Genomic DNA, 14996 nt, shown 5'->3' on the forward strand with positions numbered 1-14996 from the left:
GGTGGTTTAATGTTTTCAAACTATTTTAATTTTTTACTTTTTTTAAAGTATCTGGTGGAATATGAATGTGAAGAAAATAACTATTATGAAAACATTACAAAAGTTTCTGCAGATAATGATGGTAAAAATCCTTTGGTGATTTCGGATGAATTGATATTGAATTTTGAAAATATTCGAAATAATATATTTTCTGATCAAAAAATTATGCCGTCAACTGTTGATGGTCTGTATTTTAATTTTGATAAGAAACATTCAATTTTATCGTTATATTTCATTGAATTTAAAGGCACTCTATTAGGTCAAGAATCATTCAAAGATTATTTTGAGGAAAATATTATTAATTTAACTGATGAACAATGTAATGATTCTAAAAACAATTGTCCAATTAATTCTTTGTCTAAACCATATTTAAATAAGATGTTTGAATCATATACTGATAATGTTTCTTCAATTTTAAAGATAAAACCATTTGAATCATTTTTTGTTATTTTTCCAAAAATATGTGAAAAATATGCAAATGAAAATGATGTTGAATTTTCAATTAATGAATTTTATTCCTTTTTATTTGAAAAGATTAGATGTCATTTGATTATTGTTTATCAATCTGGAATAAATCATTTTAATGATGAAAAAACATTTGTCGCTTCATTAAGAGACAAATATAATGTTTTAAAAAATAATGGCATTGTATTTGATTTTAAAGTCTATGATGAGGTGGAATTTGACAAGAACTTATTAAATGATATTCAGGAATTTCCAATTGACTTTTTATATATTGTCTTGTTTGTCACTGAGGATGTTTTAAATAAATCTAGAGATCCTCACGATTTTGGAAATTTAATTAACATTGTCCTAAAAGATTATGTTGAAGAAAATGAAATTAATATTGATGATAATCAAAAGGAAAGATTGCGCAGGATAATTTCAAAATGTTGCATGAATTATATTAACAATTAATATTAATAATGTAGATATTTTTACTTATAAAATATGTTATGTTTATTTGAGGTGATTAGATGGCTGATGAGGTATATGATGATTTAGTTGAAGAAATATTTCTTCTACCTGAAGATTTAAAAAAAGTAAAAGATGGAAGACATCCTAATGGTAAAAAATTTCCAGTAAATCTAAAGAATGAGTGTATTTTTAGAGGAGTAAGTAATACTAAATATGGCTTAGTTCCAAAAGCTTTAAGAACATCTGATGATGGAAAATATGAGATTTGTAAATATTTAAATTCAAATACTGTAGAATATCACTCGGCTTCTTTTCGAGATATCGGATGTGGCAATGGCAATGAATTAACCTTGCAGTTGCAGTATAAAAGAGAATTGTTTATTTTATTTAGATTTCTAGACTGGGCAGATAAAAGTGGATTGAAAATCCCTGTAAGTATGAGTGTTCGCAAACTATTGCATTCCAATATTAATCATTTTCCAGGTTATTGGCCAAAATCTGAATTTTATGAAGTTATATCTCTAGCACAACATTATGGATTGCCTACCTGTGCTTTAGATTGGTCATATGATTATAAGGTTGCATTATATTTTGCTGTGAAAAATATTTTAAATGAAAATGAAGAAGACTGCGTATTATGGGCGTTTAATTATAAATATTTTGAGAAGTACTCCACATTTGTTGTGGAAGATGGATTAAAATCACAAAATGAGCCTCAACTTAGATTTTATAGGCCAAGATATTATAATAATTCTAATTTAAAAGCTCAAAAAGGTTTATTTACTTTTTTAATTAACAAATCCGAAACTTTTAATAAACATTCATTTGAATCATTGGATAAAATGGTTTGCAATATGATTCAAGGAGGTATGTATAATAAAAATAGTAATTCAGAAATCGAGATTGGAATCTGCGGTATTGAAAAATTTACTCTTAAAGAGAATGAAAGAATATTTTATAAATTTATTATTCCTGGTGAATGTAAATATGAAATTTTAAAAGAGTTATATGCTGATGGTTACTCAGAAGAATACTTATTTCCTGGATATTGGGGTGTTGCAGAAGCGATGAAAAATAGAGCGGAGTTTTATAGGCTTAAAGATAAATATGAATAAATTAAATCAAGTGGTTAACAATATATTACATAATTAAATGTTATTTGAGAAAATATTTTAATTTATAAGATTGTCTCTAAGTGATTAAAAGCAAATTATATATGTCTCATGATTATTTTTCAGAATGTTGTGAGAATTAGGATTTGTTTGTTGATAAGTTGAATTTAAATACTATTTTTTGATGATAGTATAAAAATTATTAATGATTGTGTAGAACTTATAAAAACCATCCATAAAATATGGGTCTTTTTTTTAATTTAATGTTCTAGTCTTAATTTCTTAATTGAAAGTTAAATTTGAATAATTATAAATTGTTAGTCTGAGTAGTTAAAAAAATATTTAAAAAATAAGAAATGTACATGCCTTAAGATATTAACACTCTTTTTGAAAACATATTATTTGAAGTAAGATTATTTACAATGTGGTGGTGAAATATCGACAGCAAAATTACAGGCCATTTCTCACTACTACTGTATAATTATGTCTTCTGGAACAATTTTTAACCACAAACATGAGAAAACCTAACTGGGCACTATTTAAATACTGGCTCAGATATTTCTATTTTAAAAAAGTCTTTTTCCTAAAACCTAAACTCCTTAAAAAATTTCAGAAGCGTCACCGGATTGGTATTTTCCAGATTATAAAATGCATGATACTTTTTATGACACCAGTGACAGAGGGTTATTCCGTTATCCAAATCCAGTCTAAGAGGTATGAAATTCTTAAACGAGAACACGTGATGGGCTTCCAGGTGCTGGTCGGCTCCGCACAGGACACAGCATTTATTATCCCGTTCTTTTACATCCTTAACCCAGTCCTTATACTCTTTTGTGTTTCTCACTTCATCAATGTTTTTGCTTTTTTTAATGTCAATCCATTCATCTTCTGTTGTCATGGTAATCCTCACTTTAAAAATAAGGGTAGCTATTTATACTAAAAGGCCAAAAAAGTAGAATTGTAAAATAATTGCATTAGTTATTTTACAGATCTTATTTAATTTCAAAATATTGGATAGGTTATAATAGTTCTACCTCATTATAATTTTTTCCAAAAAAATCTTCATTCAATCACTTGATTGAAAAAGGTTGTATCTGAGAGATTATATCAATCTCTCAGATTTTTAAGCTTAAATTTAACTCCACTTGAATTAAATGAATTGAGCTTTAAGCAGTTATTTTTTAATAAAATAGACAAAATAATGATGGATGACACTTTAACTCCTGATGAGACTAAATACCGATTGGAGCATGTTAATGATTTTCATGAAAAAAATGTTAAGTTAAATTATTTTAAATTGATTTTAGTTTTATGTTTTTCTTTTTTGGAAGGTTGTTTTGTACCACTATTTGCAGATATAACTCTTGAAGCAATAACTTGTAAAATTTTGTTTGGATTTGGTGCATCAATTTATGGAATTTATGCTATTTTTTTCATTTCAGATGCAAATTCAAAGATAAAAGATTCAATATATGGTTCAATAGTTTTTGCTATTTTAGGGATTTTTTTCTCTTTTTTTATTGTTCTATTTTGATATTATTACTTCTATTGTGACTGCTATACCTGACAATCCAAATAATTTTTTTATATTGTCCTTAACTATTGTTTTATTGGGGGCTACATTAGCTTTACTTGCTTTTACTTACAAAATGATTTTTGATGAGGAAGAAGTGGAAAAGAAAATTATTATGAGAAAAAATGGGGAGTATTTCTTTATATCAACAATATTTGCAACATTTTTCTTAGCAGGGATGTTTATTTTATCGATTTATTTTAAAATTTCTGATATATTGTCTTTTGATGCAATAAATGTTTTAGACCCATATATATTTGGTAATTTAATTATTTTCGTAATGTTATTGTTGTTTATATTGCTATTTGCGTGTTATTCTATAAAATATTTAATAATTGGTTTAAAATCTTCTATTGATATTTTGCCTTTTAATTTTTAAAATAAATAGTGTAAGGGTATTACAACAAATATATTAGCTATGATATATAAATAATATAATATGTTAGATAATAAAAAAGATAATATAAGTTGGACAAGCTTTTGCCAAGCCATGAACTCAATTTGTTATTGGCTGATTCAAAACAAAAAGAAATACAAAAAACGTGACTACTACCAGATACTAACACTGAACGGTAACTGTAAGGACATTGAAAAGAAAGCAAAGAAATTAGGTAGTGATAAGCTAGTGGCAATGTATATGATGGCTGTAATCAAAGACAACAAGTCACTAGATTTCCTTCCAAACTATGTAACTTTAAAAGATGGAACTCAAATTGACAAGGCTGAATATGTGGGCATGGCCATAAGGACAGAGGCATATATTAAAGCAAATGGAAGGCTTCCGGCAATTGTATATCGCAAATCAACATTACCTGACTATAACGATTCAACAATGAAGTTATTTATAAAGACTTATACTTTCAAAGGTAATAGTATTGATGAGGCATTGGCAGTAATAGCTAAAAAGAAATTATACAGCAAATACTTTGATTCACAAAAAACAGACAAGAAAACAATAACCGACGCTAAGGATGGTAAAGGTTCCAACTGTGTCGACTGGGGACAAGTATATTACAGAATAGCTAAATCATTAGGTTATGAGGTGCAGTTTGTCCATGTCAGATGTCGTGTAAGTGGCACTGGCCACATTAGGTTAAGGTTGAGGCATAAGAAACATACTAGTGGAAACTGGATTAACCGTGATCCTGCTGCAGTTGCAGACACAACTTCTGGTAATGTCAGAACAATCTGGTGTGAAGACGGAAATATAATAGCTTATGATCCATCTTGGATTTTTACAGATTTATATTCAAGTTAACAGTCCATGTTAACTCTTTTTTTTATTTTATCATTAAATAAATCTTTTTTAAAACCAAATAATACTTGTATGAGTTAAATAATTAACTTTATATAAATGTAATAATATAATATTATATTAATTATTATATAGGTTGTAATATATATGGCCAATGTTAATAATACCTCATCCTATATGGATGAAGAAAAAAAGAAAATTATACAAGAGTCCAATTATACCTATAGAGATGCTCTTGAAGTATCAGCTTTTCTTATTGAAACCGGTAAGTTTGAAAGACACTATAAAGAAATGAAAATACATGATTTGAAAAAGGAACTTGCCGAACTGGATGAAAAAGAACAGCAACAATAAAACTTCAAAAAATAAATCTCCAGGATAATGCTCTTAATAAAAAACTTATTTTGTATCGTGTAAGTAATAATTTTATTATTACTTATATATTTTTTTATAATAAACTTTTATATATAATACATAATAAATATATGTATTATGATAACCGAAAAAACCAACATCAGCGCAAGAGTGGATATAACACTCAAAAAAATAGTAGAAGAATCAACCTTCAACCATAAAGATGCCTACGAGCTTGGAGCAAAACTGATAGCTATCGGGGATGCAGAAGAAACCATGGAGATAATTGACTCAGATCCAGTTCTTCAGAAATTAATAAAACAAAACGAATACAAAATAATCCAAGCCAAAAAGGAACAGCTGGAAAAAGAATTAAGAGATTTATAGGAGGTAACCTATGGATCGTGTAAATTCAGATGAAAGCTATTTTTTAGAAAAGCATGAACAGGAAATAATCAACTGCTGCAAAAAGGCAATGAGCAACAAGGAAGTCATAGAATTATTAAAAACAAAATATGGCCGTGAAATCCCACTCACAACATATAGAAAATTCAAAGCCCGATTAAAACTGACAAAAGGAGATTTCCTGGAAACACTTCTTGATGAAATCAAGGTAATGAAAACTCAAGGAGCAACAGATGAAAGCGTCAGAAGATGGCTGGCAGAAGAACATGAATTCGAAGTAAGCAGAGCAACATTTTCAAGATTCAAAAAGAAATACAATTTAATTGACACAGAAAAAGACTCAAGAGCAAGAGATAAAGAAGCATTAACCAATAGGGCCATTGCTCAAAAACAAATAACAGATAATAACGTTCACGAGGACAATATCGATTTAGCTATTGACAACATTCTTCAGCAACAGGTTACAGACATCAAAACGGGACTTGAAAATCTGGACAAGATTACCAAGAATGCTGTATGCATTGAAATCGACTTTGAAAAACTAGACCATGAAATACGACACAACGCCAATGAAAAAAGCCTAGCGAGATATCTGCTTGACTTAACAGAATTGAAAATAAGATATCTTGAATTGTCCGTTAAAGCATTTGACGCTAAAAACAAATTATTCAAAGATGAAATGGACAGACTATTCAAAAATAGAGTTTTAGAATTGGAAGATAAGAAAATTGAAATATCACAAAAGGACATGATGAGAGAAATTGAAATCCTTGCAAAACAAATAGATGATAACGATGTATGATGAAAACGGCAAATTCCATCTTGACGCTAAAGACAAAGCTATTCTTCAGAAATGTGTATATGAAAATCCATATATACCTTTCTCTCCATTTCCAAAACAGGCTGAGATGATACTGGCTACAGAAAAGGAAGTTCTGATTGGTGGTGCCGCTGGAGGTTCCAAATCAACAAGTCTTTTAATGAGAGCTTTGTTCTATGTCCAGGATGATGCCAATGAATATCACGCACTGATATTGAGACGTACTTTATCTGACTTGAAGCGTAAAGGAGCTTTAATACACAAAGCAAGTCAGTGGTTAAATCGAAAGGAAATTCAAAATAATCCAAGCATCAGACCAAAGTGGGATGGAACAGAACATTCATGGACATTTCCCAACGGAAATTCACTGACCTTTGGATATTTGAGAAATATCAATGACCTTGATACATATCAGGGTTCAGAATATCAGTTCATAGGAATAGATGAGCTGACACAACTTGAAAGATTCAAATACATTTATATGCGTTCTCGTGTAAGAAAAACAAAAGACAATAAGCTTCCAACACAGTTAATGTGTTCAAGCAATCCCGGTAAGCGTGGAAACAAATGGGTAAGAGAAAGGTTCATTGAAAAGATTGATGAAGACATTCAGGATAAATCACAAATCAGATTCATCAGCTCCAGCTATTTGGATAATATCTATCTGGACAGAAAAGACTACGAGGAATACTTAATGGGTCTTGATAGAGTTACAAGGGAGCAGTTAATGAACGGAAACTGGTATGCTTCAGTTAAAGGTCAGTTATTCGATGAATCAGACTTCCACCTACTCTCTTATGATGAATACATGAAAATACCAATCGTTAAAGTAATCAGGTATTGGGATCTTGCTGCAACTGAAGTATTGAATGATGACAAACTGAAAAGTAGTGATCCGGATTATACTGCAGGAGTCATGTTAGCTAAAGATCTAAACGGCAACATTTACATTTTGGATTCATATGAATTTCAGCTTGAGTCAAGAAACTTGATCAATGAAATTATCAATACTGCAGCACGTGACAAGGCCGATATCCAATATATTGAACTTGATGGAAGCACAGGTAAAAACTTTGGATTGCTTATCATTGATGAGCTGACAAGAAGAGGTTTTGCTACAGGTACTGGTAACTCAAGAGAGAATAAGGTTGACCGTGCTAGAAGAGTTTCAGCAGATATTCAAAAGAATGGAATTTTCCTAGTTGGAAAGAATCGGACAGGGTTCACGAAAAAATGGGCGATGGAATTTCTGGAAAAAATAACTGCGTATCCCAATGAAGCTATTCACGATGACTGTGTAGTGGCCTTCACTGGAGGTTATGAAAAAATAGTTTCTGAAGCTCAAACAAGGAGAGTTAATGTTGATAAATGGTATTCTACATAAATAATAACAATCAGTTATTGGAATAACATTGGGATAAGTTTGGAAAATGATTTAAATATTGTTTTGTAACATAGTATTACCATGGAGATTCTAGAAATTAAAGTTTTAAAAGAAATCATTGAAAAAGTACCTGAAGATTATCAAATTGAAGTTACAAGTGGAAAAAAATGTTTTTAAACTTTGTGACCAGTTTGAAATTGATGTAGCTGAAAAAAGAATTAGATTCAAGAAATATTAAACTTGAATGTGTTATTCTTTTTCCAATAGCTACTTTTTTTATTATTCCTAACCAAAATCATTGGCTCGCTTTTTTAAAATTCTTATTATATTATTTTCAGTTCTTCTTAATTCACGAATTATTGTTTCAGTATCTGTTATCTCCTGAAGGATTATATCATAATTTAATCCAACCTGCACATCTTCCGGTTTTAGTATATCTTCACCTCTTGCATTCTTTTTAGGTATTTTTTTTAATCTTCCATCAATAGCTACTGTTTCAGTATATATTCCATTTTTGATTTCAGATAATATTTGGAAGTAGTCTTGTTTTCTTTGATGTAGACTTTCTAATCTATTCAACTCATAACTTATTTGATAAGATACTTGTTTGAGTTTTTCATTAAATGGTATCCAAAATTCACATCTGTTTTTGTTTTTACAGATTTCATGATTCGGATAACAATCACATCTAAACATAATTATCAGCTCGTTATTCAAAGTTACCCAGTTACCCAGTTACCTACCAAAAATAAAGTTACCTTGTTACCTAGTTACTTGCTAAAAACTTATTTCGTGTCACTTATAGTCACCTCCACAAAACGGCAAAAGTAACTTCAAAATTCAAAAAAATAAAATAACTTTAGAATCATTTATTTTTAAAACAAACAATTCTCAGATAGTTAAAATTTATCAGTGATGTTACTTGCACCTTCAGGTAACTTCAAGTAACTTCAGGTAACATTATTGATTGGTCTCCTTTTCTGTTAGATTAGGATATAAGAATGTTAAAAACTTATCAAAACTAACGATCATTACTTTTGTTAATTTATCCAATCTGACTGGCTTGTATTGCCAACCTAATAACTCAGCAATACCTTTTAAGTCATAGCATATTTCATCTGCATCATTCAATGCCTTTTTAAGACCTCTTGTAAAACAAACATAGTCTTTACCCTCTCTACTGTGATGCAGCACCATATATGGGATTAAGCGCTCGTTAATGATGTTAAAGACACGTTCATAAAAATCATTAGAGTTTTTAACTGAATCGGTAAAGTAATCTGATTGTCTAACCGGATATCCGTCTTCAGCCGAATAAACCTTGATGTTTTTATTGTGCCTGTTGATTTCATCTATGAAAAACATTCTTAACCTCTCAATCTCTTCATCATCCAAGTCCTCAAGTGTTATTGATTGTACAAATTCCAATAGCCAATCAGGACAGTTACGTTCGCAGTCAGCATATGCCCTCATGATTAAAGCATTGGACAGATCCTGCCATGGCAATCTTAAAAGTCCAATATCTTCATTTATCTCATTGACTACAAAGTCTGCAAGATATTTCAAACGATGAAAAAGACATATGTCTGGGGAGTCCATCCTGTAATGTTCCATGAAAACTTTTTTTTCATCCTCCGATTTCTTCTCACTGTGAGAATACATCAGCTGAACAAATCTTCTTGTCAGTCCTTCGATATTTGGCAATGCACTGTTGGAAGTAAAGGACACTGTAGATAATGCAAGAATAGTGGCCAGGTTTCTGCCTTCATATCTTCTTCTTGCATTGGTTCGCTCAACACATGTTTTCAATGTTTCAACACAGCTTCTGCTGTTGAATACTCCTGCAGGTTCATTGACGATCAATCCAAATGTTGATTTGCTTATTTGTGCACCAATTCTTGGAACGGTATCAAATTCACTTCCACCAATATCTGTTTCACTGTCAGGCTCGCCGTAGAAGTATGCACCAATACGGGCAATTGTAGTCTTACCTGAACCTCCTTTTCCAAAGTGGAACATGTAAGGTATTAGATTTTCCAAAGGCAATCCCATTTGTTTTTTGGCAAATCCGAATGGTGCAATCATTGCGTGCTTTAATGTTGTTGCAAGCTTTGCTTCCTGACCTTTGAAGAACTGTTCCAAATCCTCAATCAAATCAAGAGCAATATTTAATTTATCAATGTCTACTGGCTTTAATTCAAAATCAACAATTGTTAAACTATCGTTTTCGCTATTATAATAGAAACCTGGTGTTTCAATATCATTTTTAAATATTGCCAAGTTATTCTCAATAGCTATTTGAATCAAACCTGCCACAACTCCCTTGAAATTCTTTGGAGAAAGGACATAACCATGTTCTGAGAGATAATGTTCTATTTCTGAAATCCCCATATCTGAAGTTTTGAAATGATTATCCTTTGAAGAAGTCCATTCTATAGTAAATGTTCTTCCGGCCTCACTTATCGGATTGTCATGTATTGTAATCTGTAAAGGATAGCAGAGAAGAACTCTGGTATAGTCAGCTACTTCAATTCCTTTTCTCCAGTCTATTGTCTGTACAGTAACTTCATTGTTCCTGTAGTCCATCACCATATATTTGCTTGATCCAGTCTGCAGCTTGTAAATTCTGTTGGTATCATAAGGTATGATTACCTTATTCAATTCACGTCTAACCTCAAGACTGGTCTTTTTATCATATTTGTCTGAAATAAACTGTTCAATTCCTTTAAGGCCACTGTTGGGATTTTCCTCACATGCATAAATGTCATCGAACAGTTTTATGATTTCAGCTAATGTTTTCTCATGAGAAGGAAGCTGGTTGTATAATTCTATTAGAATTTTTTCAACAACCTCAATGTCAGTACCCTGCATATAGAATGCACTGATTATGTTTTTAAAATACATTAACTCATCAGAGGGTTTATAGACATGCTCAATAGCTTTTTTAATTAATTTAGCTGAACTTCCTTCATCCATTTTTCAATACCTATCGTTATTGTACTTTAACATCCCTCACAATGAAACTGTAGTATACATAGCTTCCGGATTTTTCCTTAACTTGTATTGTCATCTCACCTAATCTGTTTACGAATTCACGGTATTCGGCAAGATTGGCATTTCTCAGGATATTTGATTTGCCAACACTTCCAGGATTTTCCAATTCAAGAATACTGGTAATGAAGTCAAAGAGCACGCTACCTTTTCTGATGTTCTTGTGGATGTCCCCATCGTTTTTAAGGTTGACATTGATTTCAACGTATAATTGCTCATCATCTTTGAATATGAACAATTTAAATCTGTTTACTGTTTTTTCCTCACCGTTATCATCAAAGGTGTATGAGGTAACAGAAGACATTTCAGGTCTGCCGGTGATTAAGGTTCCATCCTGGAAATCTTTTAGTTCTGCTTTTTCATATCCGTCTGGAATATCTACAATTTCTTCATAATCAAGTTGTGTACCTGTGAATATTGTTTGTTTGGAATTAAAACTCATTTAAATATCTCCTAAAAAATTATTTAAGAGGAATTATCCTCTTTTAGAAATTTTGATTGGTTAACAATTTTTTCTGCTGACATTTCTTCAGCACTAACTTCTCCAGCCCCAATAAGTTCAGCTATTGCACGATTGGTTGCACGTGTTTTAGCGGTGGACATTATAGTGTGGTCTGAAACTTTATCTTTTCCTTTTTCAGACCTGGAGCATAATGCATCTGATTCAACGCTTCTACCGTTAGGTAATGTTGCTCTAACACAGTAGTAGGCTTCACGTACTCTTCCCATTTTTGTTCTTTCGATTTCACGATCAACAATGTGGGTGTCAACATTGAATGCACGTGAGAGTTTCTGCCATGCTGATTTTTTCTTGAAGTGTCTTTTCACTTTAACGTAGTTTCCTTCAGCATCTTTTTCCTTAACGATTATTTCCTGATAATCAGTTTCATTCAACAATCCTTTACAGAGTTTTTGATAAGCGTCCCATTGTTCGATAGCTACATCAACGTTAGGGACATTATCGACATTAACAATTCCGGTTTCTTTGGAAACTTCTGGACTTTCTATAATTTCGGCTTTTACCATTTTATATCACCTTTTTATATTGCTGCGGTTGTTGTTGCAATCCCAATCCATCCGATAGCTATAGCAAACACTATACTTCCCATCCAGATTAATTTTGGATTCGGATTTATAGGTTCTTCTTTAGGATATAATCTTGCTGGCTTAGACATTCTTTCCAGCTCCTTTGTTTTTCCTAAATCCTACAATGAAAGCTTCACCTCTTCTGAATTTCACAAATCCAATATCACCTTTACATGCATAGTGCATTAGTGACAATAGTTTTGCATGAATTTGGGTTACGTATGCCTTTTCTCTTCCCATCACCAGTACGGTTCCGTTATCGTCAATGTGAAGGATAACTTGCTCCACATCAGCTTTAGCAACTTTGATCTCACCTTTGTGGGTTAATATTCCATGATAGTTGTCCTCGAACTGGTTGACGGTAGGTTCGGGGTTAATTTTCGGATATGGTGAATAGCTATTCATTTCTATTCTCCACTATTTTGGATTTCTCCAAATACGTTCATTATGTCATCCCACACGTCTTTCGGTACTAGGACGTGGGTTACTCCATTTACTTCTTGTTCTAACATAGTTTGCAGACTCCTTTAATGTTTTTAAATTTAGTTCAACGGTTTAAGCTATCAGTCCAGTTTCATTATCTTGATTGCGTATGAATCAAAGAATTCCTTTTCATTTCTGAAGTTTTCACTTTCCTGAATCTCATCGATAGCTTCTTCAAGTGCCCTGAAATTATTTGAAATTATTATTTCATTTGGCCGGGGTTTTATTATTTCACACATTGTTTTTGATTCTCCATTAGTGCCCTTAAGGGCTTAGTCATGTTCAACAATCTAAAAACACTGTGGCCAGGAATCTTTTGAAAATAAAAATAGTTTTGGTAAAATTAATTTTTCACTCTTTACCGAAATATTAGTGTATAATAAGTTTCTTGGTATATAATGTGACAAGTTTTATATATTCTTTAAAATAAACTAGATATTGGGTTAAGTTTTGAAAAGTATTAATTTTTAACATAGTTTGCAGACTCTGTCGATTATTTTTATTTTTCTTACTGGCCCATTAGGATTATGTTAAAAAATATTAAAAGCTCGTTATTCATTCAATATTTTTTTTATAATCCTATTTTTATGATCTGTTTTTTTTGAATTGCTTTTTTTGATATTTTACCTCCATATTTTGAGTTTCAGCCTTTTCTAAAAAAAAGTTGTACGAGTGTGGAAAATTGTTCTCACTTCGTAAAATTGCTTTCAGTTAGTAATGGCTAATCATAGTTTATTAGTTTTTGTATATAAACATTGTCATTTGTTTTTTTATTGTTAAATCGTTCAGTTTTTTTGAAAAAAATTGTGTTCATAAGGCATGTATTTTTGCGATTTTCTGTAAACAGTGAAACACAAAATTGTAAGAAAAAGTATCCATTGTATAAAATTAAAATTAGAATATTTCAATAATTACTGAAAATGTGGTGTTGAAAAAAATAAGAAAAAAATAGTGAAATGTAAAAATTTCACTTTTAAGTTAAACCTGATTATTTAGCTTCCTCGTCTAAACGGCTCATGATACTTGCAATATCATTTGTAAGTTTATCAATTGTTTGTTTATACTTTTCATTCTCCCGTTCCATAGATATAAACTCCGGAGATTTAACTGATAACTTTTCAACCTCTTTGTTTATTGTAACGGCCGGAAGATGTTTGATATATTCATATTTCAAATCTTCAGGGTTTGTCATAAAGTATGCATCATCAGTTTTGTTTTTAGCTTTTCCCTGTAAATCATTTACATTGTCTCTGGTCATGCCGTCATTGTACAATGCACTTGCATGGAACTTACGGAGCATGTGACTTCTGAAACGACGGAAATTACCTTTCCATCCTAAATTCAAATCATCATTTATTCTCTCAAAAGATCTTGTTAAATAATTTTCATGAATTTTAAATAATGGGCTGGTAGGTTTTAGTTCATCTTCTCTGCTTAACAAATAACTGTTTATTGCAATGACAGCTTCGGGACTGCAATAGGTAACATAATACTTGTCAGTCTTTTGCCTGCGAACATTGAATGTAGGAACGATGTCTTCATTATCTTCCAAATCATCCAATATGCTATAAATATCTTTTTTGTTTGTATACTCCCTTAAAGCATCCATATAGTCTTGGATTGTCAAATTCAATGTTTCTCTTCTTGCACATCCGCTAGACGCCATGAACAAAATGATTGCTTTCATTTTTGGATCAGATATGTTTATTGCTTCACGGATTATTTCTTTGTCAGGTAAATCTTTAAAACGGATTGGTTCTGGTTTAATTGCTTGTTTTCTGTTTAATTTTGGTAATTCATGTATTTCAATTTCGAAATATTTATAAACTACCATAATAGGCCTCATTAAAGTATATACAGTATTTATGCAATGGTTTTCAACAAGATATTGTCTGTAATTGATTAACCTTCTTTTTAGTGTTCTTCTTTTCCACCTGACGCCATCATCTTCTTCTGTTTCTGCTTCTTCAATCAATTCCTCCAAAGACATACCATGGAAATTACAATACTTCTTTATAGCCTGTTTATAAAGAACCCTTGTTGCCTTGGCATGATTGAAGGTACTATGTACTTCCTTTAAAATTTGCTCGTTATTCATAATATCACATTATGTTTTCAATAATATTATAAAATACAGTGAGAGCAAATGATAAGTATTCCAAACTAAATTGTAATATATTCTTTACAATTTATGGAATAAGTATAACATAATTCTTTCATTATTAGTCAATAATAATACAATCTCCAAAATATAAGTATTTAAATCAAATCAGTTTTCCACAATTTTCTGATTTGGTTAATGGAAAATTAATCTGCCAAATTTTCCAAAAAACGAATTGGTGTTTACTCTCCTCAAATTCAAACACCAATCCTTATTTCTTTTTAATTTTTTTCTACAAAACATGTAATTTAGGTTTACCTAAAAATTTCGTAACATTTATATAGTATACTTTACATAATCATATTTGGTGATAAAAAATTAGGTTAACCTAAAAATCTAATTTAAATTACTGACT

18 protein-coding genes are annotated in these 14996 nt (G+C 30.9%); 9 read left to right on the forward strand and 9 right to left on the reverse strand.

From position 1 onward, the window contains the following. Positions 1-9 precede the first annotated feature (9 nt). Positions 10-957 (forward strand): hypothetical protein, encoded by a 948-nt coding sequence (locus QZV03_RS04240; protein WP_296874458.1) that lies wholly within the window; start codon positions 10-12, stop codon positions 955-957. 59 nt (positions 958-1016) lie between these two features. Then, positions 1017-2072, forward strand: a complete 1056-nt coding sequence (locus QZV03_RS04245; protein WP_296874459.1) for an FRG domain-containing protein — start codon at positions 1017-1019, stop codon at positions 2070-2072. 580 nt (positions 2073-2652) lie between these two features. On the opposite strand, the gene QZV03_RS04250 is transcribed toward QZV03_RS04245, so the two are convergent. Further along, a complete protein-coding gene (locus QZV03_RS04250) occupies positions 2653-2967 on the reverse strand; it encodes an HNH endonuclease (protein ID WP_296874460.1) in 315 nt (104 codons plus the stop codon). Positions 2968-3147: 180 nt separating this feature from the next. Between QZV03_RS04250 and QZV03_RS04255 the strand changes: the two genes are divergently transcribed. The 7 genes from QZV03_RS04255 to QZV03_RS04285 all read left to right on the forward strand — a co-directional run bounded on the left by QZV03_RS04255 (position 3148) and on the right by QZV03_RS04285 (position 7860). Beyond that, a complete protein-coding gene (locus QZV03_RS04255) occupies positions 3148-3603 on the forward strand; it encodes a hypothetical protein (protein WP_296874461.1) in 456 nt (151 codons plus the stop codon). Positions 3604-3619: 16 nt separating this feature from the next. Beyond that, positions 3620-4021: a hypothetical protein gene (locus QZV03_RS04260; protein ID WP_296874462.1), complete on the forward strand. Its 402-nt coding sequence runs from the start codon at positions 3620-3622 to the stop codon at positions 4019-4021. Positions 4022-4132: 111 nt separating this feature from the next. Beyond that, positions 4133-4900, forward strand: coding sequence for a hypothetical protein (locus QZV03_RS04265; RefSeq protein ID WP_296874463.1), 768 nt, complete (start codon positions 4133-4135; stop codon positions 4898-4900). A 144-nt stretch (positions 4901-5044) separates the two neighbouring features. Then, a complete protein-coding gene (locus tag QZV03_RS04270; RefSeq protein ID WP_296874464.1) occupies positions 5045-5251 on the forward strand; it encodes a hypothetical protein in 207 nt (68 codons plus the stop codon). Positions 5252-5389: 138 nt separating this feature from the next. Beyond that, positions 5390-5638 (forward strand): hypothetical protein, encoded by a 249-nt coding sequence (locus QZV03_RS04275; protein ID WP_292896531.1) that lies wholly within the window; start codon positions 5390-5392, stop codon positions 5636-5638. Between the two features lie 10 nt (positions 5639-5648). Further along, complete coding sequence (locus QZV03_RS04280) at positions 5649-6458, forward strand: hypothetical protein (protein ID WP_296874465.1); 810 nt, start codon at positions 5649-5651, stop codon at positions 6456-6458. After that, positions 6451-7860: a phage terminase large subunit gene (locus QZV03_RS04285; protein WP_296874466.1), complete on the forward strand. Its 1410-nt coding sequence runs from the start codon at positions 6451-6453 to the stop codon at positions 7858-7860. The genes QZV03_RS04280 and QZV03_RS04285 overlap by 8 nt, the downstream gene beginning before the upstream one ends. Before the next feature lie 285 nt (positions 7861-8145). Here QZV03_RS04285 and QZV03_RS04290 read toward each other — a convergent pair whose 3' ends face one another. The 8 genes from QZV03_RS04290 to QZV03_RS04325 form a co-directional block, all read right to left on the reverse strand. After that, entirely contained in the window at positions 8146-8556 is a 411-nt protein-coding gene (locus tag QZV03_RS04290) for a hypothetical protein (protein ID WP_296874467.1), read from the reverse strand. Between the two features lie 264 nt (positions 8557-8820). Next, positions 8821-10836 (reverse strand): hypothetical protein, encoded by a 2016-nt coding sequence (locus tag QZV03_RS04295; protein ID WP_296874468.1) that lies wholly within the window; start codon positions 10834-10836, stop codon positions 8821-8823. Positions 10837-10852: 16 nt separating this feature from the next. Then, the gene (locus tag QZV03_RS04300) at positions 10853-11353 is read right to left on the reverse strand and encodes a hypothetical protein (protein ID WP_296874469.1); all 501 of its coding nucleotides are present in this window, start codon (positions 11351-11353) and stop codon (positions 10853-10855) included. Between the two features lie 23 nt (positions 11354-11376). Next, positions 11377-11937, reverse strand: a complete 561-nt coding sequence (locus tag QZV03_RS04305) for a hypothetical protein (protein ID WP_296874470.1) — start codon at positions 11935-11937, stop codon at positions 11377-11379. A 14-nt stretch (positions 11938-11951) separates the two neighbouring features. Continuing rightward, positions 11952-12086: a hypothetical protein gene (locus QZV03_RS04310; RefSeq protein ID WP_296874471.1), complete on the reverse strand. Its 135-nt coding sequence runs from the start codon at positions 12084-12086 to the stop codon at positions 11952-11954. After that, on the reverse strand, positions 12079-12402 hold the full coding sequence (locus tag QZV03_RS04315) for a hypothetical protein (RefSeq protein ID WP_296874472.1): 324 nt from the start codon (positions 12400-12402) through the stop codon (positions 12079-12081). The genes QZV03_RS04310 and QZV03_RS04315 overlap by 8 nt, the downstream gene beginning before the upstream one ends. Before the next feature lie 158 nt (positions 12403-12560). Beyond that, complete coding sequence (locus QZV03_RS04320; protein WP_292743691.1) at positions 12561-12719, reverse strand: hypothetical protein; 159 nt, start codon at positions 12717-12719, stop codon at positions 12561-12563. 749 nt (positions 12720-13468) lie between these two features. Continuing rightward, positions 13469-14578: a site-specific integrase gene (locus QZV03_RS04325; protein WP_296874473.1), complete on the reverse strand. Its 1110-nt coding sequence runs from the start codon at positions 14576-14578 to the stop codon at positions 13469-13471. Positions 14579-14996: the final 418 nt, after the last annotated feature.

It is taken from the genome of uncultured Methanobrevibacter sp. (assembly GCF_902788255.1).
In the GTDB taxonomy this organism is placed as follows: domain Archaea; phylum Methanobacteriota; class Methanobacteria; order Methanobacteriales; family Methanobacteriaceae; genus Methanocatella.